Genomic DNA, 25,575 nt, shown 5'->3' with positions numbered 1-25,575 from the left:
ATCAATAGCTAAATAACACCAATTTGGGCGCGGACAAAAAGCGGACAAATGGGAAAATAGATAAGGGGGTGGAGGGTAAAAGGCAGAAGATCAAAACTGCCAACTGAAAACTTAAGAACCTGGCAAATCATTAAGACCACAAATATAATCTTCCATGCTTTGCCCTTCGGGAATGGTAATGCGCTGTTTTAACCTGCGTTTGCTTCTGGCTACACTGGTTGCACTAATACCCAACATATTGGCAATTTGCTGGTTGTTCAAATCCAGGCATATTAAACTCGCCAAGCGTTCTTCTGCGGGATTTAAGTGAGTAACAATTTGTTTCAATCGGGGAAAAAACAAAGGATAAGCCTTGCTAAAAGCCTCTTTAAACCTGTGCCATTCCTCATCTGTTACGAGCACATAGTTGAGCAGGTTACTGCTGAGGTTGTCTGTTCCGTTTGCTTTGATTGTTCTTTCAAGGTTTCTGATCAGTTTTTCCTTTTCCCCAATGTTGAGCGCAAAGGAATTGATTCGCTCCCTGGCTTCTTTTATTTCGAGGTCTTTGGCCACCCGATCTCGATTTAAAATCTCGGTTTCGTGTTTAACTTTCAGTTTCTGCCTGTTGTAAAGCAAAAGGCTGATTACTGCTAAAAGGAAAATACCGCCTAAAATAAAATTCCTGATTATTTTTTCCTGGCGTAATTTGATGCTGATGTTTTCTAGATTAGTTTGTATATCATCAAACTCTATTTTGGTTTTAATGGCCGATAGTTGCTTAGCGCCAAGTTCTAAAAGTCGTTCGTTATTGAGTCTATTGTATAAATCGTCATATTTATAGGCACTATCAGGCACCTGCAGTTTCCGGTAACACATCACTATACCCTTTAATGAGAGTAGCTTTTGCTCTACTACATAATATTCGCTCTGTAAGGCCCAATGGTAAGCCTGTTTCCATTTAGACACAGCTTCCTGGTATCTTTTGTACTTAAAGTCCAGGTTGGCTAGGATGTTCTGGGCAATGGCCATGTTATTGTACGATTTAATTGCCGTACTGTTTTGCAATTGTAAATTGACCAAAGGCGTACCCTGCGCTTCCTTACCCTGCAAAATTAATGTATGTCCGATGTTTCCTTCGGCAATGCCCAGCCATAAAGATTGAACATTTGCATCTTCATCGGGCATCTTGGTTAAGGTGTCTATAATCTGCTGATAATAATACCTGGTACTGTCGTATTGACGAAGTTTGAGGTAGGATGCACCAATAATATCCAGCTGAAAAATATAGACCCGTGGATCCCAGGTGTTTTTTCTTACGTTTTTAAACGCTAAACATTGTAGGCCATAGTCGATACTTTTTCTGTAGTTATTGCTCTGGTACAAACCCAGGCTTACATTAAAGAAACGATTATGTACGTATTTAAAATGCGAAAATCCAACCTTACGTTCCAGCTCTATTGCTTTTAGGTTATAGAGCACATATCTGTTGGTTCCCCTGCCAACCTCTGCACAAAGGGTGTATACTTCGGCCTTAAGCTGGTCGTCTTTCAATTTGTGAGCAAGCTTTATGCAGTCATAAATATTTGTCGAATCCTGCGGAAGAATTTTCAGGCCCAATTCAAATTTCCCCAGGATTTCGTACATGGTTAGCCGTATTTTTAACCTGTCATCTGAATGTTGGCCAAGATAAGTATGTAATGCTTTTATAAGGCGTTGATGCTGGGGCAGGTTCATTTTCAGACTTTCTTTTTGCAGCTTTAATTCAGCATAACCAACTTCTGCCCGATGTGTTTGGCTGGTATCATCAACTTTCCAGGCATTAATAAGGGGTTCGATCAGCTTTTGCTGAGCAAAAACAGGAACAGAACAACAGCATAATAGTAGCGCAAGGAAAATTAACCTGTTCATCATTTAGGGGTATCGCTAAAATACAGTTAATAGTTGAAGGGTTAAAACTAAAAATGGGTAGGTTAAGCAGATTGCGATTCGGCATTAAAATTTGTTTGAATTCAATATGCTGAAGTTTTTCATGGCCGAAACGATGCGGATAAACTCAATTTATGGCGCCTATAGAAAAGTTCCGGGAAGGTTTGTAACTAAATAACCCTTATCCGCATAAAAATAAAAGAAGCATCTGTGATAATTGATTTTTTATGTTTTTAAAGACAATTTCCTTAGATAAATGCTTGTTAAATTGAATTTTCTTGCGAGAAAACTTTTGTTATATTTGCGCAACAAATGGCCCCGTAGTTCAACGGATAGAATAGAAGTTTCCTAAACTTTAGATAGCAGTTCGATTCTGCTCGGGGCTACAGAAGAAAAGCTCATCGAAAGATGGGCTTTTTATTTTTAAGTTATTGATTGATATTTGAAATACTCAGTCTCGCAGTTCAACGGATACCCCTCCGGAATCAGGCCGTCGAAAAATGAAAACAAGATTTTGCTTTGATAGGGATATGGTGATAAGGGAAGGCTTAAACTTATAGGCCTGGCGCTTTCATCACCCGAGATATTTTGAGTCGTAAGTAAACCTATAACCATTATCATACTGCTCCAGATATCCTGCAGGGTTATCCCTAAACAATATTTTCGATCTGGTCTACATGCCCATCCTCCAGCTTTGAATGCCAATTCCGCCTGTGAAAGTTTAACCAGCTTCCGTTGTGTTTTACAAATGTTGATAATGGATTACTCATATTTATGGCCCTATGGGTATAATAAATTGGAGCGTTCAAAAAATCACTTCGTTCACGAAAACTGAACAAACAATTTAAAATGAACATTGCCATACTTTTGAATACGGCGAAGAGGGTTACGATCACAAGCGCTGGAATGTAAGTTAGTGTGAAAAGTTAAGAAGAGTTCGTCTAGAAATTACAGGCGTTGGTCTAGCGGTTACCAATGCTGGTATAATACCTGGTTTTTGTCTGCAACGTTTGCGGTACAGCTGCGTCTTAATAACAAAACAATAGCAAAAACCTAAAATATAAACGATATGAAAACTTTAGCAAAAACAATATTCGCAGCAGCATTAACAGCAGTGGTATTAACCTCATCAGCAATGGCAACATTTGCCAACAGTCCAGTTAAATCAGAAACAAAAACTCCTTCTGTATCAAAGTTTGATAGGATATGGGTGAGTGGTAACGTGAAGCTTATCTTAACGCAAGGGGATAAACAAAATGTAGAAGGTGCCAGCAACTATGACGCTGCAAAAACCTCAGTAACAACTGATGGAAAAACCTTATTTATCAATTCACTTGAAACAAGCCAGGTAACGCTGAATATTACCGTGAAAGATTTAGAAAGAATTGAAGCTTACGGACAATCGGTTGTGGTTACCAGCAATAATTTTGATGTAAAATACCTTCAGTTATTTTTGGGCCAAAGCGCTACAGCGAAAATTAAAACTACCGCAGGCAGTTTATATACTGTTGTTAAGGATGATGCGGTATTAAAATTAAATGGTACTGCTGATCAAAGTACAATGATTGCAAACAACATGAAAAATGTAAAGTTAGCTGACTTTGCCAGTACCAAATCTGTATCATATACTTCAGAAGCGATTATGGAAGCAGAGCAAAATGCAATGGTTCTGGCAAAATAGAGCGTATATCAATCAGATAAGTTAAAGCTGCCCCCTGGGCGGCTTTTTTTGTACCCAGCGACCTTGGTTTTAGACCGTTAATTGTTGTTTTTGATTCAATGCAACCTTTCGAGGTTTTCGGGCGTCTTTGATTTAAACCTGAACCTTAAACTAATTTGAAAATGAAACGCACCATTCTATTCTTACTACTTTTTCCAGTAACAATCACATTCGCCCAAAAGAAGCTGAAAATTGTTAAGGCAACTTCTACCAGTGTTGACATCCAGGATGATAATTACCCAGTCAGAAAGAACGCCTGGACAGTCGTGCCCAAAGAAAAATTAGATGTATATACCACCTCGGCTAAAAAAGTAACTTTTTACACTGACAAGGAATCCATATCATTCAATGTCGATCCGAAGATTGGAGAATATGATTTTATTATCCTGGTCAATGGAACCGATACCGCAAGGACTCAGGTGAAATATGATGCAAAAGCACCTGTTAGGAAGCCTGTTGCCTATCTTGATACCCTTCAAAAGGCGGGAAAATATAACCTGGCTGACAGGCGTGAAATCCCGGTTTTTACCTATCAATCAATGGACAACCCCAATTTGGTGCGCATTAAAAAGGACCTCAAGCTGGATTCGGTTGCAGGCAATGGAAATGAGCTTTCTAAAGTTTTCAACCTGTTGCATTGGGTACATAATCTGATCAGGCACGATGGGAACAGCGATAACCCCACCTTAAAAAATGCCATTGATCTGATCAAGGTATGCCGGGAGCAGAACCGCGGGGTAAACTGTCGCATGCTGGCCACGGTACTTAACGAATGTTACCTCGCTATGGGTATTACTTCCAGATATATTACCTGCATGCCAAAAGAAACCAACTTTGATGATTGCCATGTAATTAATATGGTATACAGCAAGGACCTTAAGAAATGGATCTGGATTGACCCTACCTTTGATTCGTATGTGATGGATGAAAAAGGCAATCTCCTTGGCATCCAGGAAGTAAGGGAGCGCTTGATAAAAAATATGCCGCTGGTACTAAATGCGGATGCAAACTGGAACCGTACTGCCTTACAATCTAAAGAATATTACCTGCAGACTTATATGGCAAAGAATCTATACCGCCTGGAGACACCCGTAATAAGCCAGTTTGATACGGAAACCTGGACTAGCGGGAAAGAAGTTTCCTATGTGGAACTGCTGCCATTGGACGGTATTGTTCAAGGGCCTCAAAAAAGGGAATCAACAAATCAGAAAACCGGGGTTAAGTTTATTAATTATAAAACCAATAATCCTGAGCTGTTCTGGACTACCCCGAAATAATTTTACCAAATGCTTTTTGTAGCTATCTGGTCTGGTATCTCAATGTTATTAAGTTAAGCATCGCGGTCGTCAGTCTGAGCGTAGTCAGAGTTTGATAAATCACAAAAAATGTCACCCTGAGGGATAATTTATTTAGTAAAAATCAATATGGGTAACAGGAGCGTCCAGCGGTATTGATCTACTCGAAAAATCGTCATTGCGAGAAGGAACGACGAAGCAATCTTTCATACAAGTAATTCTTGCTTCGTCGGCTGAAAAAGCCTTCTTGTAATGACGACATTCCTAGATATCAATGGTAGTGTAGTCGAAGGGCGTCTTTTTACGATTTATGCCTTAACGTACGGACATTGGCCTGGCACCCCCTGTTTTACTCTGTCTGGTATCTGGAAATTTTTCTAATCTGGTAAAAGAATCTTTCTATTAATCTTAAATCCTGCGTTACGATTTCGGCATTACCTTTAAGCTCTTTATCAAAGGGAAGTATTTTATGATAGGATGTTTTCAGCCCTTTCGGAAGCGATACATCTACATAATAATTGCCCTTATCATCAGGAGTAAAGGATATGTTCTGAACTTTGCCCTCTACAATACCATATTCCTGATAACGGTAATTATCCAGTTTGATTAAAACTTTTTCGCCCCTGGCAATTTTGCCCGAATTGGTGGCTGCTACAAACATTCTTCCAATCAGTGCCTGGGTATGATTGGGTAGGATAGATAGTATAGGATCTCCTCGTTTTACAAACTGGTTTTCGCCCCAGAATTGCTGGAAACTGGCTATGCCATCGGTAGAGGAAATAACCAGATAGCTTTGTTCCCAGGCTCTTAACGAACGCCTCAACTGCTCCAATAGCTGCAGGGTTTGCGAAGCGAAGTTGATTTTGTCTTTCTCTGCATTTATGGATGTTCCGCTTTTGGTTTTATTGAGATTATAAATCATCTCCTCCGTTTGCGCTAGGGAGATATCTATATTTTCTAAATTTTGTTGTGCCTGCAGGAATTTAATTTTTTCATTTTCAAACTCAGCGGTTGAAATGGCTTTTTGACTAAGAAGCTGCTGGGCGCGCTGATAATTTTTCCTAACCAGCTCATACTTAGCCAGCTCGAATGCTTTTTGCCGTTTTAGGGTAACTATTCTACTTTTATTTACCGATATATTTTGAATAGTGGCTGTATTTTCTGGTGCGTAGGGTTTAAGCCTGGTAAACAGCTTTTCGTCCTGAAATGCCTTAGCAAAATTATTGTAATCGCCCTGTAGTTCTCCTAATTTAAATCCCGAAATTTTATCTACAGGAAATGAAACTAATTGATGAGGAGAAATGGAATCAATTATTTGCTTAAGCTGCAAAATGTCTTTGTAATTTGCTGTGGATTGCAAAACCATTAACAGCTGACCTTTTTTTACCTTTTGATGATCCGTAATCAATATTTTTTCAATTCTTGAATCCGTTCTGATTTCTAGTTTTTCTGGTGGATTTTGTGAAGTAACAATGATGCTTGCGGGTACAAATTCCGGGTATTTAATGAAATAACTCATCAATAAAATCATTAAAAGGGTAACCAAAATAATAACACTGCCCCAGCGGAACATCCAATGAGGTGGTTCTGCCAAAACATCCTGTACGGCCTCCGAGCGAAATGTTATTTCGTCCAATTTGTCTTTCTTAGTTTCCAAGTTCGAGCTGGTTTTTGATTAATCTGTAGTACTCTCCTTTTTTAGCAACCAATTCATTATGGTCGCCCTCTTCAACAACCATTCCTTTATCTAACACAATAATTTTATCAGCATGTTTAACTGTCGATAATCTATGGGCAATCACTATGGCGGTTTTACCTTTAAAAAACTGCTCCAGGTTTTCAATAATTATTTTTTCGTTATTGGCATCCAGCGCGCTTGTAGCCTCATCGAAAAAAATGTATTCGGGCGATTTGTATACAGCCCGGGCAATAAACAATCGTTGTTTTTGTCCACCGCTAACGCCCATACCTTCGTTACCAATTTTGGTGTTATAGCTTAAAGGAAGGCTTTCTATAAAATCCTGTATATTGGCAATTTCTATGGCTTTTCTCAGCTTTTGTTTATCAATCGTATCTTCGCCTATGGCGATATTATTGGCAATGGTATCGTTAAATACATAACTTTCCTGCATCACCACTCCGCAATGGTCTCGCCAATACCTTGGCGAAATATTTTTCATATCTGTATTCCCGATTTTTATTTCCCCTTTATCGGGTTCGTAAAATTTGGTCAACAGCTTTAAAAGCGTTGTTTTTCCGCTACCGCTTGCTCCAACTATAGCCGTGGTTTTTTGAAAGGGGATAACCAGGTTTAAATCCTGAAAAACAAATGAATCGGCTCCTGTATACCTGAACGATACAGACTTTAGTTCGATATCTTTTTGTGCAATTTCGGCGGCATATTGTTCTTCGCTGCCTTCTTCGTTGTCTTTATCATGAATTTCCTGTAACCTTTCAAGAGAAATTCTGGCATCTTGTGTTTGTTTGATAAAATCTATGAGCTGCATTAAGGGACTGTTCAGCTGCCCGATAATATATTGTACTGAAAGCATCATGCCGAGTGTAAGGTTGCCGCTCAATACGAGTTTTGCAGCCATAAAACTCACCAGGATATCTTTTATCTGATTAATAAAACCACCACCCACAGATTGCCACTGTTCTAAGGAGAGTGCCTTTATTTTTATCTTAAATAACTTTACCTGTAAAAATTCCCAGCCCCAGCGCTTCTGTTTTTCGGCATTATGCATTTTTATTTCCTGCATGCCATTAATCAGTTCTATCACCGTGCTCTGCTCCTGTGAAACCTGAGCAAACATTTTATAGTCGAGCTCTTTTCTTCTTTTAAGGAAAAAAGCAATCCAGCCTATGTATAAAAGTGCGCCCAGCAGGTATACGGCAAATAACCTGTAATCATAAATGAAGAGTATGCTGCTAAAAATAAGTAGGTTTACCATCGAGAAGAGGGTATTGAGCGAGGAGCTGGTGAGCAATTGTTCTATCCGGTGGTGATCGCTTATCCGCTGCATAATATCACCGGTCATCCGCGTATCAAAGAAACTGATTGGAAGTTTCATCAGTTTGATAAAAAAGTCGGAAATGATTGAAATGTTAATCCGGGTAGAAAGGTGTAGCAAGATCCAGCTCCTAATCATTTCGATGCCTATTTTACCCATAAAAAGCATCACCTGGGCCAGTAAAACCAGGTAAATAAAGTTAATATCCTGGTTTTGTATGCCTACATCAACAATACTTTGGGTAAGGAAGGGAAAAATAAGCGATAATAAACTTCCGGCCAGTAAGCCGATGGCCAGCTGTATAACGAGCGATTTATATTTTAGTAAATACCTGGAGAGGAAAGAGAAGCTTGTTTTCTTTTCTGTGTCTTCGAAATCACTGTTGTAAAATGAAGGGCTTGTTTCTAAAATAAGGGCAATGCCTTCTTCTGTATTTTCGTGGGCATTTTCGCCGATCCAGTATTTTATAAATTCAGTTTTGGTATAGGTAATTAAGCCATAACCGGGGTCCGAAACATAAACCTTACCGGTTTTGTCAATTTTATAAACCACTACATAGTGGTTTTTATTCCAGTGTACTATGCAGGGCAATGGTGCATCGGCCAGCAGGGTATTAAAATTTATTTTAACACCTAAAGTTCTAAAACCCAGGGTCTCTGCGGCATTACTAAGGCCAAGCAAAGCACTCCCTTCTCTTGTGGTTTCGGAGAGGGTTCTGATTTGGGGCAGCGGAATGCTTTTATTATAGTGTTTTGCTATAATGCGCAGACAGGTAGGACCACAATCTTTAGCATCGGGTTGTTTATAAAAGGGAAAAGATTTCATCCTAAACGGCCCAGGTTTTGTTAAAATGATACGATAATTTTTGCTGATCTATGGCGCAGCCTGTTGAAGATATGGTAACGCCACAATCCTTAAGGTTAATATAATTTTCCTCATCATCCCATTTTGATAAATAAGGGTTGTAAGCACATTCAGTTTGATGATACCATTTTTCATCACCTTTAACAGGCACCCGGCTGTCAACACACATGTACCGAAATTCGCAATCGCAACAAACAAGTGTATCGTTTTTATTGATGTTTCCTAATTCGCGAAATTTCTCTGAGTAGATGGTATTTAAAAACAGATCTTTGGTTAACATCTTCAGCTTACCAAAGCTGTATATATTATTTAGACCATTTTTAACATTACCTTCCTGATCGATGTATACCTTTCCGTGATAATAGGAATGAACGTTGTAGGCCTCTAAAAAATGTTCGTTATTTAACGATAGTTTATCTGTCGTTAATTTGGTTTTATAGATAGAAAATTCTTCTTCAAAAAAGTTAAAATAAATATTTTGATGTAGCTGTGTGGTCTGTGCCTGGCCAGCCGCATTGAAGAAGTTGACCGAAAAAATTAACCGGTGATTACTGATTAATTGACGTGTTGTTTCAAAGTTTTCCTGATCAAAATTTTCAATATATAAGTAAATGCTGTCTATTTCGAGGATATCTATTTTCGCTAAAAGGCTGAACAAGCGATCATCTATCTGAGGTGCTATAATCGAGACGTTTAAAAGGTATTCATCTTTAATGAAATCAAAAAATACAGGGTCTATATCCGAATGTACAATTACATTAGTGAGCAGATTGGGTCGATCAAGACTTCTGCTGAAACTTTTGAAACGTTTTTTTTGCTTACGGTCAGCAATTTCAAATATGATTTCTTCCTTAAGTAAAAAATCTATCAACTCTGCTTTTTCCTCCTGGTCAGTGATCTTATTAAAATTAATCACATCGTTGGTATCTAAAATGGCATAATGCGCATTAGGGATAAAAAAATAATCTTTCCGAATAATATCATAAATAATTGCCCTATTGTAACCCATAACAGGAATGCACAATTGATTTCTTAAAAATAATTTATTCATAACGGCGATTTATAAAGTAGGTCTAACTGTAAACTTTTGGTGCAGAATATTTTAGATTCTCTGGTTTTGACTAAATATTTCGGTTTTTCTTTTTTAACCAAAGATTTTAAATGAATGGGTGCATTTCCGCTTTGAATTTCCAGGCTGATTTTCTTCATGTGATTATAGATTTAAGGCAATTTCTTTTTCTAGGTTGTAATTGCAGGGACTGGAAACCATTCCGAATTGACCGATAGGATTGAGGTCTAAAAAATAATATTGCCGATCTTCTTTGGATAAAACGACATCAAAAGATGCGCAATTTAAACCAATAGTGTCCAACAAGCTTTTAATTTTGCGCTCGTAATATTTTGGAAATTGATAGGGTGTTATCCTATTGGGTTTCGATCTGTCGTAATTTCTAAAGTCAACCTTTGTTTTATTATTGCTTTGAGAAAAAATGGCCATCGCGTAAAAATTGCCATTGAGGTAGAAACACCTTATTTCATAGGTTTTCAAAATGTTTTTCTGGAAAAATGTAGGGACAAATTCATTTGGCAATGCTTCAATATCAGTTGCTGTTATCTCAGCTGTATATGTTAAATGAATAAAGTTATCCGTATCAAAAATAGTAAGAGGCGCGTTTAAGGGTTTCGATATGATGTTTTTTTCTTGATTATAAAATTCCTGTAAAGCTTCTTTATTTCCGGTAACAATAAAATTTGGCGCCAGTATTTTAAGTTTACTGCATAAATCCAACAAATGAAGTTTGTTGATGTCTCTTGTTTTAAAATTATTTATACCATCTTTTTTATCGAAAGTGAAATGGAGGTATTCCATTAAACTTTCATTTTCTGACAATAGGTAATTACTGATATGTTCACTTTTAAAGTTTTTTACAAGGTCTATATCTCCACGCCTATACCATATTTTGGTTATTTCATTGCTGTGAATTTTTGTTCCATTAATGTTGAGTATAAAATCCTTTTCTGTAATCGAAATCAGTTTTACATCTGTATCTTCATTAATACGAATAAAATTCTTTTTCAACTGTATTAACCAGTTAATAACCATAGCAGTAGAATAATCATCAGTAATGGAGAAAATCAAGATCATACTTAATTGGAGTTAACTTTGTTTAATTAGGTAAAAAATGGAGGCGGTTATTCCTCCATTTTTTAATTTGAAGAGCTTTAATCAATAGAATTGGAAAGTCCCTGTACTGTTCTTACACTTCTAATACTTCCGTCGTCATTGTAATAGGTATACTGGCCATCAGGTGAATTGGTTGTGCCGGTTCTTACCCAGCACTCACTCATGGTTGAGGCAAGCTTGCCTCCATTGATTTGACTATTCTTTAAATCAATTCGTTTTTCAAATAAACCTTTCATCGTATTTATTTTATTGGTTAATAAATCTTGTAATTTTTGTTTTTGGTGTTATTAGCAATTATATTCAGTACAAACCTGAATGGTTGTTTTATTGTCGTCCTTAACAGTGTACCGAACATCAGAACAGCCTCCTGAACAGGTTTCTGTGCGAACTGTCGTATTCGATTCGGCTAATTTTCCTCCGTTGATTTGACAGCTTTTTAAATCAATCCTTTTCTCGAACAAATTGTTGTTTGTTTTCATAATAAAATAATTTTAGTGTAATAGGTAAATTTCGCCACCTTACCCTGGCGTTTGGGTTTTGTTAATTTAAAAATCGACACAAACCGAAGGGATTACAAGCGGCGATTGATATGCGAGAGGTTTGAGTACCTTTTCGTTAATTCTGCATATATATTCGTAAAAGGGCTAAGTAGCAACAGAGATTTTTCTAAGGAAGAATGCCTAAAACACAGCAAATAAGCCGCATTCCGTATAAAGGCCTTTGCTGGTATTATTGCAGTAATTTTCAGATAAATATTAAATCGGCACAGATATAGAATGAAACCCGACAGATATTTGTCGGCTGTTTTTTTTAGTGTTTACTATTTATACTTTTAAGGAATAATTCAACCCGCACCTGACTAGAGGTGTTATATGTATGATAAGCCAATTCTTTCGTTAATGAACACCTGTGCAAGAACCCTGATTACCCTTTCTGCGATTTGTTTGCTTATTATTCCGGCTTGCAGGAATAGGGAAAATGCCCCTAAGGTTGAGCATCAGTCTGTTAAAAAAGCTGCTTTCAGGGATTATTTACCGCTTATCCTTTCTTTCGATACCTTATCAGCTGCGGCGATAAAAAATATAGTTTACAGGCAAGACAGCCTGTTGGGCAAAGACCCGGATAAAGAGTCAAACCCTTACTATCATTATTTCCATGCCAGAAAATATATTTTTCAAAAGGAAAGAGATAGTGCCTTAATGGCCTTCCAGAAAATGAGGGGGTCAAACCCGAATGATGATATTGAGTTATTGAAAACCTATCGTATTTTAAACCATAAAATGGTCGGCGGATCAATGGTCGAGTCTGCTTTAATGAGCCAGATTTTTGCGGCTTTGAAAATTGCTGAGCAGACCCATAGCCGGTTAACCTATTCTTTTTATGATTTGCTGGCACAGGCCTATTTTCAGAACAATAACGAAAAAAAATCAATTGAATATGCGGCCATTTACTTTAAGCACAATCCCTTTAATACGCATCCTGTAATTAAACAACGCTATTTTGATATTTCGTTCCTGTTGGCATCGCGGTTGGGCGATTTTAAAAAAATGACATACTATAATGCCCAGGCAAGGCGTTTGGCAAAGCAGGTTGGCGATAGCCTGGCCATAGCCCGCACTTACGATAACGAAGCACAGATTTACAGCCGGCAATTACAAACTGCCAAAGCCCTGGCCAGCAGTAAAATTTATTTCAATTACCTTAAAAAAACCAATAACCTGAATGGTATTGCCTATAACAACCTGGCTACTGCATTCTCTCAAAATCATGAGCCCGATTCTGCCATTAAGTATTACCAAGCAGGTATAGCTTTCGAAAAGCACGATACATCAGCCAGGCAAAAGGATGTTTATTACAACGGCCTGATCGAAGCCTATAAAATGAAGGGCGATTTTGTCCATGCGCTTCAGGCTGCAGATTCTGCCTACGCTATCGAACTGCGTAACTATAAAGCGATTGAAGGGGTTAAGGTTGCCGAAATTCATGAAAAATATGAAGCAGAGAAAAAAGACCGGAATATAGCAGAGTTAAATAACCGCAATAAGCTGAACGAAACAATTATTAAACAGCAACGTTTAACAATTTTTTTAACGCTGCTGGTTTTTCTGGCTGTAGTTTCTTTCTTTTATATCTTTTATCGTCAGCAGCGCTTAAGAGAAAAAAATAAACTGCTAAAATCAGAAAACCAGCGGTTAAATGTAGAGCAGAAAATGCTTCAGGCACAGTTAAATCCGCATTTTATTTTTAATGCCATTGCAAATTTACAAAGCCTGGTTGCCTCAGGGCATGTTGAAGAATCTGTATCTTACCTGCGGTCTTTTTCGGGATTACTGCGTGGGGTGCTAGAGCAAAACAGAAAAGATTTTATCGAAATTGAAGAAGAAATAGCTTCTTTAAACCATTATCTTCAATTACAGCAAATGCGGTATACTGATGTTTTTGATTATAAAATTCTTGTTGATGACCAGCTGGACCAAAACGAAACGCTTATCCCGCCAATGCTCATACAGCCTTTTGTAGAAAATGCCATTGAACATGGTTTCCGGAATATCGCTTACAAAGGTTTGCTAACCATATCTTTCAGGAAAAAAAATGATTTGCTGGAAATTAAAGTAGATGATAATGGCAGCGGGCTGACCAAAAAAGCAGCCGAAGATCAAAAGAAGCAATCGCTGGCCCAGGTGATTTTAAAAGAAAGAATTGATTTGCTCTTTACTGCTAAAGGACAGAAAGCGGAGTTTAAGGTAATTGATAAAGGCGGAGCCACTGCAACAGGTGTGCTTGCTGAAATCCTGATCCCAATAATTAATGATTAAATAACGGTTATGAAGCTTTATATTTTAGAAGATGAAATCCGGATTTTACAACACATTTTACAAATTGTTAAAAATATAGACTATTTGGAAGTAGTTGGCACTGCCGGAGAAATTAAAGTGGCCAAAAAAGAAATTCTGGTGTTAAAACCTGATATTATTCTGGCCGATATCCGTTTAAAGGATGGTGATAGTTTCCAGCTGTTTGATGAAATCGGTGTCACTGATTTTCAGGTTATTTTTTTAACAGCATACGATCAGTATGCGATACAAGCACTCAACCTGGGGGCTTTTGGTTATTTACTCAAACCCATCGATGAGGTTTCCTTAACTGCATATTTGAACAAATGTTACCATCATCGCGAGCAGGAAACTTTAGGGCAACAACAGCTTGCTATTGCTAAGGAGCATTATCTTGCCCAGGGGATGGCCGCAGCAAAGCGGATTGCCCTAAAAAGCCTGGAATATATAGAAGTTGTAGCCATTGATGATATTATATACTGTAAGAGTGATAAAGGTTATACCACATTTTACCTCAATACCGGTAGCGAGATTCTGGTTTCTAAAGGATTAAAAGAATATGAAAGTTTACTCACTCTGTTTGGCTTCCTAAGGTGCCATCAATCGTACTTGATTAATTTTAAATACGTTAAAAAATATTACCGCGAAGGTTATTTACAAATGGAAAACAAGGAAAATATACCCGTTTCCAGCAGGAAAAAGGAGGAAGTGCTTAGGTACCTGGAAAATATTGCATAGGGATTCTTGTTAGGAGATTGACTTAATTATCGTTTTTTTCTTTTTAACCATAGCCATGCGCCACTTATGGACAGAAAACCAGGTGTTAACCCAAAGATGACATAAATCCACTTTAAGAGAGCTCCTCCGAACGCTCCGGTATGAAGTTGGTAGGCGATGTATTCAAACCGTTCTTCCATGTCCTGCTCATCAATCACCTTTCGGTTCTTTATTTTTCCGGTGCAGGCATCAAAGGCAATGCTGCTGGCCTTACCCTGAAGCAGCACATTGGTGGTTTGCGGCATATGGCCCCTTAACAGGATATCGGCATCCTTTACCGTAGGAATGTTTACAGCAATGGGCTCAAATCCCGGAATGGTTTTGCAGGCCTGGGTAACCAACTTATCAATATTGGCATGAACTTCAAAAGTGGCCTGCTGTTTTGGAAGCGACCACATAGCAGGACTGAAATATTCCCTTAACATCCAAAAGCCGGTAAAAAACACTAGGATGTTAAACAGCAATGCCCACACACCGATAATCCGGTGCAGCGAGGAAATACCCGTTCGCCGGCTCTTAAAATTAAGCCCTGCTTTAAAACGGAGCGCTTCCCAAAAATGCTTGCGGTAAATGATGGTGCCGGTAATCAGCGATAGCAGCATTACCAGGCCAATAATAGCAGTAAGCAGCATTCCGGGAATGCCCAGTTGCAGGCTATAATGAAAGGTGTAGATCCAGCGAATGAAGGAAGGCGAAAATTCATTATAACCGCCTTCCTTAAGGATCTTTCCGGAATAAGGATTTACAAAAACATAGTAAAGATAGTTGTCTGTAAGTTTTTGCTGCCTTTTGTAAAGCATAAACTCATAACTGTCGTACTTGTTTCTTGGAAAATCGTGCAGAACCAGTTTTTTAAGGTTTGGATGGGTATGTAGCACGATCCGGTAAAGCTCATCGGCAGAAATCTTTTTCCCGTGGGGAACAATGCAGTGCAGTTCAGGATTGAAATAACGATCAAGCTCATGCCTGAAAACGAGCATCGAACCACTCAGCCCGTACAGGAGAAAGAATATTCCCGCTGCTAGGCCAAGCCAGCCATGGAGTTTAAAGGATAGCTTTGTTATGCGTTTTTTCCAATCCATCATTTACCCAGGTTAAAATTTATAGCCGACATTTAACCTGAACTCCCTTGGGGCGTATGGAACGTAGGCATAGGTGCCAATTGTGGCTGACGATGGCGTAATCCATGCGCTTCCGTAATTGAATCTGTTTAAGATATTGTTTATGATTCCATTTACACTGAAATGGCCATACGACCAGGTTACGCCTCCATCTAACCTGAATATAGGTGCAAGCTCGAGTTTTTGAAGTTCGTAGCGGCCGGCCCTTCCTATTTGAAGCTGGTATCCTGCTGATATTGCTAAACCTTTTATCTGCTCAATGGGCAAAAGATAATTTAGCCAGGTATTCTGGATATGCTTAACGCGAAAAGGAGTAACCAATCCTACCCTGGCCGGATTTTCATCTTTTGAAATATGACTGTCGATGTAGGCATAATTGATTACGGTATTTAGCCCTTTCACAATTTCTCCCTTCAGGTCAAACTCTATTCCTTTTGAAATGGTCTGGCCGAGCTGCGACTGGATGTTGGTTGAGGGATCGGTAACTTTAACATTATCGCGGATAATCCGGTAAAGGGAAACGGTTGTATTCCATTTTCCTTCCATCCAGTCTTTTTTAAGACCAGCTTCTAAATTTTTGCCCCTTAAGGGCTTAAATGCTTCGCCGCTGGTGGTATTCACACCACTTTGAGGGGTAAAAGTCTGATCGAAAAGGGTGTATACAGAAAAATCAGGTACCGGAGAATAGCTTAATCCCAATTTTGGCGTAAAGGCGGTATTTTTAGTTTCGCCCAGGCTGGTTTTTACAGGGCTCTTCTGAACACCTGTTTTACTAAAGGTAAGCCTGGCCGCCAGTGTCAAACGTAACTTGTTTTCAAACATCCCAAGTTCGTCCTGCACATAGGCCGCCTGATATGAGATGGCCTGCTGATCGGTTGCGATCTCTGATAGTGCGCCGGTTCTAACATTGGGATCGAAAGGAATTTCATAAACAGGGTTATTTGCATCTAGGGGATAAAGGGTCTGGTTGGCTGTAGGGTCACCAGCTCCTGAATAGGAAATAAACTTTTTACGGTTGATATCTATACCGCCCAGCAATTGGTGACTAACTGTACCTGTAGAAAATTCGCCGTTCACATAGGGCTGTATAGCCATTACATCAGTATTTAAGCGTTCATAAGTTGCCCTCCGCATAATGAGGTTGGGTTGGGCGGCATTGTACCTGGAAACAAAGAAATAGGTTCCTTCCAGGTGGTCTCTGGCATAAGCTGCATTTAAGGTTAAGTGCCAGTTTTTACTTAATGCGTTATGATAAGTTAAAAAACCATTGTGCTCTATGGACTTAAATGGCACCTTATTGGGATCATTTATGGTAAAATCAACAGGCAGGCTTGCAAATCCATCAGGTGCAAATACCGTAGCGAAATACTGCTGGAAACGCTGGCCCTGGAAAAGGTATTCTGCAGAAACATAAGCATGATCATTTATATTGTACCTGATTACCGGATCTACCACAAATTTATCATTGAAATTATACTTTTGGAAAGATTTAGACTTTTGCCCCGCAGCATTTAAACGGTACTGCCATCTTCCGGCCTTATCGATGTTACCATCCAGATCGGTACTGAGGCGATATAGGTTAAAACTACCCGTAGTAAAACCGATCTGATGATTCGGAGTACCTGTAGGTTGCTTAGTGAGCACGTTATAAGAACCTGCAGGGTCAAATAGCCCATTGATATAACTGGAGGGGCCTTTAATAAACTCCACACGGTCAATAATGGCAGCATCCTCGGCACTCGGACCGGCGTAGATCATAGAAAGATCCATTCCGTTACGCATCGGGGTAATCTGTGCCCCACGCATAAATACCGAAGAATTGTACAGGTCTGCATTGTTATTGCGCAGCGCCCCGCTCACATTACGGGTTACGCTTTCATTGATGGTTAGGGCCTGTTGATCGGCAATGAGGCTCTGGTCAATCTCCTGGATGTTCTGCGGCAGTTGCAGCAAGGGGGTGCTGAGTTTCAGCGCAGCCGACGACTTGTTGAGGTTATAACGGCGGTAATAGCGCGAACTGATCCTGACTTCCTGCAATACCTTTGCGGTGGTATCCAATGCAGGTTTCAGGGTGTCTTTTTTTACCCTTGTTTTTTGCTGGGCACTAACACCCAATGTTAAGGCAATAAAACATAAGCCTGTAAGTAAGATCCTTTTCATCTCATCTTTTTTACTTTTCTTTCAAAAGAATATCCATATCCTTCATTAACTGATCTACCTGATCGGTCTTCGTTCCGTCATAGGCCCCTCTAACCCTTCGGTGTTTATCAATAAGTACCAGGTAGCCCTGGTGAACATAACCTCCGGGAGAGGCCTTATCTTCGTTAACCGAAACCAGGTAATCCTTTTCTGCCATTCTGTAAACGATGTCTTTTGCTCCCCACACAAACTGCCATTGTTTGCCATCGGCACCAAGCTTTGAACGGTAGGCCTTAAGCCTCGAAGGAATATCATACCTGTAATCAATGGTATGCGATAGGAGCATTACATCCTGATTGCCCTTATATTTCTCATAAACCTTTAAAAGGTTACGGTGCATAATGGGACAGATGGTTGGGCAGGAAGTAAAAAAGAAATCGGCCACATAGATCTTGCCATCAAAGTCCTTGTTGGTTATGATCACGCTGTCCTGGTTTAAAAAGCTAAAATCAGATATGGTTTTGTAAACAGTATCAATTACGGGTTTCCCGTTAACCATGGTTTGCTTTACCCCATCGGGGATCAGGGGCAATCTTCGTTCGGTCTCCCTGCATGATAGGATCATGATTGCCAGGGCAAGTATCAGAACCGGCTTTAAGCTTTCTTTCATCGCTGTTCTTTTTAAATTAATGTTTGCTGTGGTCGTGTTCTGCAACGGGCGAAGCCGGTTTCAGGTTAAACTTTTCCAGGTAAGCATCTGATTCTTCAAGGGCCTGTTTGTATTCGCCATCAAGCTTTTTGATCTTGGTCATTTCGTTCTGGAAATACTTTATAGCCTCTGCATTGCTCTTCCCCTCAATATCTGGCTGGAAAGCATGCATCCAATCCATCATATTATCATCTGCCTTGGTTAGCTTGGCGATCAATAAATTGATTTTGTTTTTTTCTTCAGCAGTATCAAGGTCTGGTCTGCCCGTCTTTAATTCCTTTAATTTTACCTTGGAAAGGGTATCCAGGACCATCCTGTTCTTTACCGCCTTTTCTCCATCTTCCATAACCTTATCGTGAAGGTCCATAACTTCCTGTCGGAATACCTTATAGTCTGGTTCATTTTTGCATCCAATAGCCATTACTGCACATAGCGCCAACATGGCGGCCGCTCCGGTGCATTTTTCGATTAGTTTTCTCATATCATTAAATTTTGTTTCAATTATTTTATCATTTAAAATGGAATACTCATGTGTACCATCAGGCGGTTTCCGGCATATACCCTTCCGCCTGCAAGATCCTGCGACCTGACGTTCTGGTAGTTGGCCCCTACAGATAACCGCTTCATTGTAAGCTCTACGCCTGCAACTGCAGAGAACGAATAGCCACCAGATACATCCACTGCATATTTTTTGTTTTCAACATCTTTTTCTGCAGTCTCATATAGTATCCCGGCGTTTGGAGCCAATGTTAGGGTATTGGCTACCCGAAACTTATAATAGACGAGTGCATTTGCCGTAAACTTATTGCCATAACGGTAGGCATACCTGTTTTCCGTATTTAGTTTATAATTGGCGTTCAGGTTTAGTCCAAGGTCATTGTAGCGGATATCGTAGGCTGCATTAACCGTAAAATCAGTACTTGCTGTGCCCAGCTGAAAATTGTTTGGAGATTCCTGAACAACCAGGCGCTCAGTGGGCTCGTATTTTCCGGTAGGAACTTTGATTCCTGCCCCTACCCAAAGGGATTGTACAAGCAGTTTTTTGCCAAGAGTTCCGCTGTGATTGATCAGGTTATAGTAACCCATCACTGCAATATCGCCAAGTCCGTTCTTTTTGCCACTTGCTTCCTGGCTGTTACGCTCGTTGAAATTATAAGGTACAAAGGCCAAAACGCGGAACTTCTTTCCAAAATTCCATCCGCCCCAAAGCTCTGCACTTTGGTAGGTCTCATCGGCAGTCAAAGGTGTCCGCTCCCCCTGTGGGCCAAGGTGGGTCTGGAGTGATTTGTATTGATAACGCAGTCCGAGAAACCGTTTGTTATATTCTGGCAGGATCCCGATGTAGTAGCTGCCTACCCCACAACCGCAGATATCGCAGGCCAGTGATGGAAGTGTAAGCACCATCAGAAAAAAAACTGTTATTATTTTTTTTATACTCATGCTAACTGTTATTGTTCGGCCAAGGCCGGATTGTTTATAAAAGTCTCATCGTTCAGTGTCGATAAGAATGCCAGTAATTTGGTCTTGTCTGCATCGCTTAGGGAAATGCCCAGCCTGGCCCCGTTTTTTAGAGCTGGATCAAGGTTTGGCAAATCCTGTACTTGCGAATTATAATGTTCCAATACACCATCAAGGGTCAAAAACCTGCCATCGTGCATGTAAGGTGCGGTATATTTCAGGTTTCTTAAAGAAGGAACCTTGAACTTGTACCGATCGCTTGCGATCAGTGTGGCGGTGTACAGCCCCAGGTCGTTTACCGGACTCAAAGAAAGCCCGTTATTATGGAAAGACCCGTCGGTAAATAAAGGCTCACTGTGGCAGGAAGCACATTTCTCTTTAAATAGTGTATAGCCTTCCTGTTCCTGCGCGGTGAATGATGCACCTGCTTCCTTTCTGGTTACCTTGTCGTATTTGGAATTGCTGCTGATGCACATCACCATGAACTGCGATAATGCTTTCATCATCCTTGCAGTAGTGATTTCCTCCGTGCCGAAGGCATTCTTGAACATTGCCGTATATTTTGGCAAAAGCCTCAGTTTTGCCAGCACATTATCAACACGTTCGTCCATTTCTTCGTGTGTGGTAATGGGCACAATGGGTTGCAGGTCGAGATCAAAAACACCTCCGCTCCACATAAAGGCTTTATTCCAGGCCAGGTTCATAATTGGAGGAGAGTTCCGGGTACCCAAACGGTCATCTATGCCATGGCTCACGTCATGCCCGTGCTGTGTAAAAGCAGAAGACTGGATGTGGCAGGAGCCACAGCTTATCGTATTGTTTCTAGACAGTTGCGCTTCATAGAACAGGCTGCGGCCCAGTTCAAAACCGGCTTTGGTTACCGGGTTTGCTGCGAGGTTGTAAACTGGTTCCGGAAAATTTGCCGGTTTCTGAAAGCCGAGGAAAGTTTCGATCTGCGTTTGGACCACATCGCTCTTCTTGCAGGCGTAGACGAAAACACAAAGCGAAAAAATAATGATTAAATGCTTTTTGTTCATGTCGCTTAGTTTTCGGTGTGGTCGTGCTTGAACATAGCGGTCAGGTTTTTTGCAACGCTTACGCTGTAATCGCTGAACATGACATTTGGATGGGCTGCAATACTAAAGCTGTTAGGGCCGTTAAATACCTTCATGGCATCTACAAAAAGGTGAACATTGCTCTGTCTGTCCTTTCTCACTTTGGCAATACCGGCAGTAGTCAGATCAATGTTGATGATTTTGATGTTGTTGATCGTTGGAGCACTATACCCACCAAAGCCACCGATGTGGTACTTAAACTGTTTCTTGCCGGTCGGATCACCGTTTACATCATCTGAAATTACATTTGAATTGCCCTCGAAGCGGAAAAATATATACCCGGAATTCCATCCCCAGTACATGCCGCCTGTATCATGGTCGGCAGAAGGATCCAGCACGCCGGTGCGCTTGTCAATCCCCATGGTACTGCGCAGGCTGTCTACCCCTAAGGTAAATGTAAGCCTGGTATAATCGCCCTCGGGCACACGTACCTTTGCAAAACGGGTAGCTTTATCAGACGATTTGATTAAAAAATAGCTACTGTCCTGTTTTACAGTATATTCCTTTCCGTCTGCGGTAGCCACCTTGATGTTGCTGATAAAATATTGCAGCATTGATACGGTAAATTTTTCTCCCGCTGCGTTGGTGTAAGGTGTAGCAGTATTGTTAAAGGTGAGTGTGCGGTCGCCAATAATGTTATCAAACTCTACCGAAAAAGGTGCGAGGTTGCTTTCATTGAAGTCTGGTGTTACATCTTCACTTTTTTTGCATGAGCAGATCAGCAATACTGCTGAGCTTAAGAGAAGCGTAATGGTGTATTTGAATCTTATCATGGCAAATTGGGTTTGTTAAATTTTGTATTGCGGATGAATTGCTCATCCGTTAGTGTATTTAAAAAGGCTATGATATCGCTTTTGTCCTGTAGCGATAGTGGAATACCTGCCTCGCCGTTGTTTTGGAAAAGCAGTACATCTGTAGTGGGCGAAACCTGTATACCCTTGTTATAATGCTCGAGTACATCTTTTAGGGTTTTTATTCTTCCATCGTGCATATAAGGCGCTGTAAGGGAAACGTTTCTGAGTGTTGGTGTTTTAAACTTTCCAAGATCAAGGAGATTGTAGGTAATTCTTGATCTTCCCTGGAAAAGGCCATCGAGCGAAGCATTGCTAAAATCCGAATCGATCCCGTTATTATGATAACCGTTATCGGTAAAAAGTTCGCCCGAATGGCAACTACGGCATTTGGTATTAACCAGTGCCATCCCCCTGATTTCCGCATCAGTTAGCGCCGCACCGTTTTCTTTCCTGATGTATTTATCATACCTGGAATTTGCGGAGATGAGCGTGCGTTCAAACTGGGCGAGAGCCTTTACGATACTGGCCGATTTTACGCCGGTGCCAAATGCATCCTTAAAACGTTTCACATAATCGGGAACCGCCTTGAGCTCATCTTCCAGTTCAGAAAGGTTTTGGTGCATCTCATCTGCACTGGTGAGCGGTCCGAAGGCTTGCGATTCCAGGTTGGTAGATCCACCATCCCAAAAAAGACCACTTTTTGCCCAGGCCAGATTAATCAGTGCAGGTGCATGGCGGGGCAACGGCTGTCCGGATTCGCCAATATTGCTCCGTGCAACCCCATCGCTGAAAGCAAGTTCCTGACGATGGCAGGATGCGCACGACAGCTTGTTGCTTCCTGAAAGCCTCGTATCGTAAAAAAGCAGTCTTCCGAGTGCAACGCCCTGTTCGGTAAGCGGGTTATCGGGATCATCTGTCGCTTTGGGGAAATTCGAAGGGATATCGAGTCTTATTTTTTGGGGCAAGGTTTCCCCATCCATATCCTTTACCACATCCTTTTTACAGGATGAAGTAAAGAATATGGCGGAAAATGCCGCCATTGCGGCAAAGTCATGAAAAGACTTAAGACCTGCCATAGGTATTATTGAGCAGATTTAACGGTAAATACCTTGCCTGAATAATTTGCAGCCACTGCAGCCATAACCGTAGCCTGAGCCGCACCCACAACAGGTGTGCTCATGATATCAATGCCATCGGTAATCCTGGTCACATCTGCATTTAACAAAATCGCGGTCGATTTGGCCGAACCGATATGCAAAGCAGATGGCAGATTAAGGGTAACTGTTTTAAAGTTGGTATTCAGGCCGGTTTCTACAACAATGGTTTTGGTGGTTGCCGCTTCTGTTACTTTTCCTTTAAGCGAAGAGAAGATGTAGCTGGTTGCCCACATCCATGAAACATTGGTCATTCCGTTAAGCTGCGAAAGCTCCCCCGCCTGGAGGCTAAGGTTATTGTTATATTTCTCCGGCACGCCTACAGAAAAACGGATCGCTTTATAATCTCCTGCCGGGATACCTGCAAGTTCAATGCTTTCCCTTTTGTTAGCAGGATAGATATAGGCACTGTTTGTTTCAGTAGCTTTATTTTCTTCAATCAGGTAATAACTGTTGGGCACAGCATACTCTTCGCCGCTTGCCTTAATCAGCACCACATTACTTACCCAATATCTTAGCTGGGTAAAGTTCCAGGTTTTGGTTCCTACCGTAAAATCTTTATCAAGTGCAAAATCTGATGTCCCAACAAGGGCATCAAAAGTGAGGGTCGCCTTGCCTTCGGTTTCGTTAACAATGGCCAATTGGGCGTCTTTTGAACATGAAGCAAATAACAGCGTAGATAACAATATGATCGTTAAAAATTTTTTCATTTTTTAATATAATTCACTGGGGCACACTGATTGCATGCCATGATGTTTAATGGTTGTAATTTGGATTTTGAGGAGGGCCTCCCCAGGGGAAATAAAATACAGGCCTAAACGCCAGCACCTGCCAAACCAATGGCAATGATGGATTAGTATGATACAGAAATGCCAGCACACAGAAAATCCCTGGCGCAGATGGCAAAAAATGAAGCAATTGAATTTAAGCCTGTAGGTTTAAGGCTTTTGGTGGTTGAAAAATAGAGAAGGCACGGTGTGTGGTATTAAGCACCGGACGTTCTGGATAGATCGTCTTAACGGTTGGCCGCTTAAAGGTGAAGGATGAGGCAACTGTTGGCAAGGCTTCCATGTAATGGCTGCGCTGGTTTTCCCTTTCCTGTTTTTTCTCCTTTTCTTCGGCCTGCTTTAGTTTTTTCATCAGAAAACACTTGCCATTACAATGCATCCACGGGCGGTTCTTGTTTTCGCATAGTTTTTCTGAAATGTATTTTTGGTTTACCTCGAAACCGGCATAGATGAAAAAACGCGAAAAATTAGATCCGATCAGTGCAAACAATAAAGATATGGCAACAAACCTGTTCAACATTTCGCTGCAAAGATAAGGATTAACTACTCCAAAAATCAAAGAAAACGAATAAATTACCGTAAAAGTCCTTTCCGAAAAGTAGTTTTATCAGGTTATTTTGTAAAATGATGCTTTGTTTCTCTCCATTCCCATGGTGCTACCGCACCAGCTTCTTGCCATAACCCTATTTTGTTTTTCCTTGCTGTGATTTCCAGCTGCGCATATAGCGGATCGCTGGAATATTTTTTAAAATGCCAGGCCATGCCCCGTTTTATCATTTCCTGGTTAACCACCTGTTTGTTATGGTTAACCACTACAGCTATTAACCTTCTATAGCGGTCGTATTTTTGGCCTCGTATATTAACCATTTGCCCAAAACATAAATCGGACAAGGCTTTTTTAGCATTATTGCCATACGGTTGCGATCTGCGTTTCTCTGGGCAATCGATATGTGCCAAACGGATTTTAATGGGCTGGTGCCGGTACAGGACCTCCATGGTATCTCCATCTAAAATGCGTATGACCTTGGCGGTAAAAACAAGATTACTGTCGTTGATGTCTTTATGGTCTGCAGGCCGGATGAAGCAGGACTGAAGCGTGAGCAATAACAGGAGCAGGCTTACTTTTCCCAGCCGCATAGTGTTTTGCCGTCCTTTTTAGCTTTTTCTATATCAATTGAAATAATCCTGTAAGTACAATTGCTTAAACCGCGGCATTTTGGACTGTTATGGTATTTTTTTGCACCAGGACTATTGCAGATGTATACGGTTGTGCTGTCTTTGCAGGTAATATTCGCCAGGAAAAAGAGGATTAATGAGAGTGTTTTCATTGCTTTAATAAATATTATGATTAATTAAGGTGATTTTTTCTATCAGCATTTATTTTAGGTTCTGTGTATATTGAAATGATTAATCCTAAAGCTACAATAACATCAACCACATTCCATAAGAAGCGTCCTAATGCGATTTTAAATATGGGTTGAAATAGAATAGCCAATGATATGTAGGTGATCATGATGATTGGATTATCTTTTTGATTTGCGCGATAAGCCAAGAGCCCAAAACCCACCATTGCTAAAGACCTAATCAATTGATAGTAACCATAAGGCATGTTAGCGAGGCAGATAAGGAATAAGGTTGCTAATAAAATTTTTATTAATGCTTCCATTAATTAAATGATTAGAATTTTAGTGTTTATGAATTAC

24 protein-coding genes and 1 tRNA gene are annotated in these 25,575 nt (G+C 40.3%); 5 read left to right on the top strand and 20 right to left on the bottom strand.

Annotated elements, in window-relative coordinates; genetic code table 11:
• Positions 1 to 111: 111 nt before the first annotated feature.
• Positions 112 to 1,890, bottom strand: coding sequence for a helix-turn-helix transcriptional regulator (locus ACFSR6_RS20845; protein ID WP_379082572.1), 1,779 nt, complete (start codon positions 1,888 to 1,890; stop codon positions 112 to 114).
• Positions 1,891 to 2,219: 329 nt separating this feature from the next.
• On the opposite strand from ACFSR6_RS20845, the gene ACFSR6_RS20840 reads away from it, so the two are divergent.
• Positions 2,220 to 2,291 (top strand) — tRNA-Arg (locus ACFSR6_RS20840).
• Between the two features lie 37 nt (positions 2,292 to 2,328).
• Here ACFSR6_RS20840 and ACFSR6_RS20835 read toward each other — a convergent pair.
• Positions 2,329 to 2,520 carry a HipA N-terminal domain-containing protein gene (locus ACFSR6_RS20835; RefSeq protein ID WP_379082760.1) on the bottom strand — a complete coding sequence of 64 codons (192 nt, stop codon included), beginning with the start codon at positions 2,518 to 2,520 and terminating at the stop codon, positions 2,329 to 2,331.
• Positions 2,521 to 2,974: 454 nt separating this feature from the next.
• Here ACFSR6_RS20835 and ACFSR6_RS20830 point away from each other — a divergent pair, with 454 nt between their 5' ends.
• Together ACFSR6_RS20830 and ACFSR6_RS20825 are read left to right on the top strand one after the other, a co-directional pair.
• Positions 2,975 to 3,586, top strand: a complete 612-nt coding sequence (locus ACFSR6_RS20830; RefSeq protein WP_379082570.1) for a GIN domain-containing protein — start codon at positions 2,975 to 2,977, stop codon at positions 3,584 to 3,586.
• A gap of 161 nt (positions 3,587 to 3,747) precedes the next feature.
• Positions 3,748 to 4,902 carry a transglutaminase domain-containing protein gene (locus ACFSR6_RS20825; RefSeq protein ID WP_379082568.1) on the top strand — a complete coding sequence of 385 codons (1,155 nt, stop codon included), beginning with the start codon at positions 3,748 to 3,750 and terminating at the stop codon, positions 4,900 to 4,902.
• Positions 4,903 to 5,269: 367 nt separating this feature from the next.
• Here the strand turns inward: ACFSR6_RS20825 and ACFSR6_RS20820 are convergent, their stop codons facing one another.
• The 5 genes from ACFSR6_RS20820 to ACFSR6_RS20800 form a co-directional block, all read right to left on the bottom strand.
• Entirely contained in the window at positions 5,270 to 6,577 is a 1,308-nt protein-coding gene (locus ACFSR6_RS20820; RefSeq protein ID WP_379082566.1) for an HlyD family secretion protein, read from the bottom strand.
• Positions 6,567 to 8,759 (bottom strand): peptidase domain-containing ABC transporter, encoded by a 2,193-nt coding sequence (locus tag ACFSR6_RS20815; protein ID WP_379082563.1) that lies wholly within the window; start codon positions 8,757 to 8,759, stop codon positions 6,567 to 6,569. The genes ACFSR6_RS20820 and ACFSR6_RS20815 overlap by 11 nt, the downstream gene beginning before the upstream one ends.
• A gap of 1 nt (position 8,760) precedes the next feature.
• A complete protein-coding gene (locus ACFSR6_RS20810; protein WP_379082561.1) occupies positions 8,761 to 9,849 on the bottom strand; it encodes a hypothetical protein in 1,089 nt (362 codons plus the stop codon).
• Positions 9,850 to 10,011: 162 nt separating this feature from the next.
• Positions 10,012 to 10,944, bottom strand: a complete 933-nt coding sequence (gene gwsG, locus ACFSR6_RS20805; RefSeq protein WP_379082558.1) for a grasp-with-spasm system ATP-grasp peptide maturase — start codon at positions 10,942 to 10,944, stop codon at positions 10,012 to 10,014.
• A 77-nt stretch (positions 10,945 to 11,021) separates the two neighbouring features.
• Positions 11,022 to 11,219 (bottom strand): hypothetical protein, encoded by a 198-nt coding sequence (locus tag ACFSR6_RS20800; protein ID WP_183766791.1) that lies wholly within the window; start codon positions 11,217 to 11,219, stop codon positions 11,022 to 11,024.
• Positions 11,220 to 11,882: 663 nt separating this feature from the next.
• Between ACFSR6_RS20800 and ACFSR6_RS20795 the strand changes: the two genes are divergently transcribed.
• Positions 11,883 to 13,799 carry a tetratricopeptide repeat-containing sensor histidine kinase gene (locus ACFSR6_RS20795; protein ID WP_379082556.1) on the top strand — a complete coding sequence of 639 codons (1,917 nt, stop codon included), beginning with the start codon at positions 11,883 to 11,885 and terminating at the stop codon, positions 13,797 to 13,799.
• Positions 13,800 to 13,808: 9 nt separating this feature from the next.
• Entirely contained in the window at positions 13,809 to 14,555 is a 747-nt protein-coding gene (locus ACFSR6_RS20790; RefSeq protein ID WP_379082553.1) for a LytR/AlgR family response regulator transcription factor, read from the top strand.
• A gap of 26 nt (positions 14,556 to 14,581) precedes the next feature.
• On the opposite strand, the gene ACFSR6_RS20785 is transcribed toward ACFSR6_RS20790, so the two are convergent.
• The 13 genes from ACFSR6_RS20785 to ACFSR6_RS20725 form a co-directional block, all read right to left on the bottom strand.
• The gene (locus tag ACFSR6_RS20785) at positions 14,582 to 15,679 is read right to left on the bottom strand and encodes a PepSY-associated TM helix domain-containing protein (protein WP_379082551.1); all 1,098 of its coding nucleotides are present in this window, start codon (positions 15,677 to 15,679) and stop codon (positions 14,582 to 14,584) included.
• 9 nt (positions 15,680 to 15,688) lie between these two features.
• Positions 15,689 to 17,875 carry a TonB-dependent siderophore receptor gene (locus tag ACFSR6_RS20780; RefSeq protein ID WP_379082549.1) on the bottom strand — a complete coding sequence of 729 codons (2,187 nt, stop codon included), beginning with the start codon at positions 17,873 to 17,875 and terminating at the stop codon, positions 15,689 to 15,691.
• A 10-nt stretch (positions 17,876 to 17,885) separates the two neighbouring features.
• A complete protein-coding gene (locus ACFSR6_RS20775) occupies positions 17,886 to 18,524 on the bottom strand; it encodes an SCO family protein (RefSeq protein WP_379082547.1) in 639 nt (212 codons plus the stop codon).
• Between the two features lie 16 nt (positions 18,525 to 18,540).
• A complete protein-coding gene (locus ACFSR6_RS20770) occupies positions 18,541 to 19,044 on the bottom strand; it encodes a hypothetical protein (RefSeq protein WP_379082544.1) in 504 nt (167 codons plus the stop codon).
• Positions 19,045 to 19,076: 32 nt separating this feature from the next.
• The gene (locus ACFSR6_RS20765; RefSeq protein ID WP_379082542.1) at positions 19,077 to 20,003 is read right to left on the bottom strand and encodes a transporter; all 927 of its coding nucleotides are present in this window, start codon (positions 20,001 to 20,003) and stop codon (positions 19,077 to 19,079) included.
• Between the two features lie 8 nt (positions 20,004 to 20,011).
• A complete protein-coding gene (locus tag ACFSR6_RS20760; RefSeq protein ID WP_379082540.1) occupies positions 20,012 to 21,058 on the bottom strand; it encodes a cytochrome-c peroxidase in 1,047 nt (348 codons plus the stop codon).
• 5 nt (positions 21,059 to 21,063) lie between these two features.
• Positions 21,064 to 21,909, bottom strand: a complete 846-nt coding sequence (locus ACFSR6_RS20755) for an MbnP family protein (protein WP_379082537.1) — start codon at positions 21,907 to 21,909, stop codon at positions 21,064 to 21,066.
• On the bottom strand, positions 21,906 to 23,006 hold the full coding sequence (locus ACFSR6_RS20750) for a cytochrome-c peroxidase (protein WP_379082535.1): 1,101 nt from the start codon (positions 23,004 to 23,006) through the stop codon (positions 21,906 to 21,908). Before ACFSR6_RS20750 ends, ACFSR6_RS20755 begins: the two co-directional genes overlap by 4 nt.
• 5 nt (positions 23,007 to 23,011) lie before the next feature.
• Positions 23,012 to 23,794, bottom strand: a complete 783-nt coding sequence (locus ACFSR6_RS20745; RefSeq protein WP_379082533.1) for an MbnP family protein — start codon at positions 23,792 to 23,794, stop codon at positions 23,012 to 23,014.
• A 214-nt stretch (positions 23,795 to 24,008) separates the two neighbouring features.
• The gene (locus tag ACFSR6_RS20740; protein WP_379082531.1) at positions 24,009 to 24,392 is read right to left on the bottom strand and encodes a hypothetical protein; all 384 of its coding nucleotides are present in this window, start codon (positions 24,390 to 24,392) and stop codon (positions 24,009 to 24,011) included.
• A gap of 92 nt (positions 24,393 to 24,484) precedes the next feature.
• Positions 24,485 to 25,009, bottom strand: coding sequence for a thermonuclease family protein (locus ACFSR6_RS20735; RefSeq protein WP_379082528.1), 525 nt, complete (start codon positions 25,007 to 25,009; stop codon positions 24,485 to 24,487).
• Entirely contained in the window at positions 24,991 to 25,200 is a 210-nt protein-coding gene (locus ACFSR6_RS20730; protein WP_379082525.1) for a hypothetical protein, read from the bottom strand. The genes ACFSR6_RS20735 and ACFSR6_RS20730 overlap by 19 nt, the downstream gene beginning before the upstream one ends.
• A 20-nt stretch (positions 25,201 to 25,220) precedes the next feature.
• A complete protein-coding gene (locus ACFSR6_RS20725) occupies positions 25,221 to 25,538 on the bottom strand; it encodes a DUF6804 family protein (RefSeq protein WP_379082522.1) in 318 nt (105 codons plus the stop codon).
• Positions 25,539 to 25,575: the final 37 nt, after the last annotated feature.

The organism is Pedobacter vanadiisoli (assembly GCF_042684385.1).
Taxonomy (GTDB): Bacteria; Bacteroidota; Bacteroidia; order Sphingobacteriales; family Sphingobacteriaceae; genus Pedobacter; species Pedobacter vanadiisoli.
Note: the sequence above shows the minus strand (reverse complement) of the source record. Positions and strands in the feature narration are given on the sequence as shown.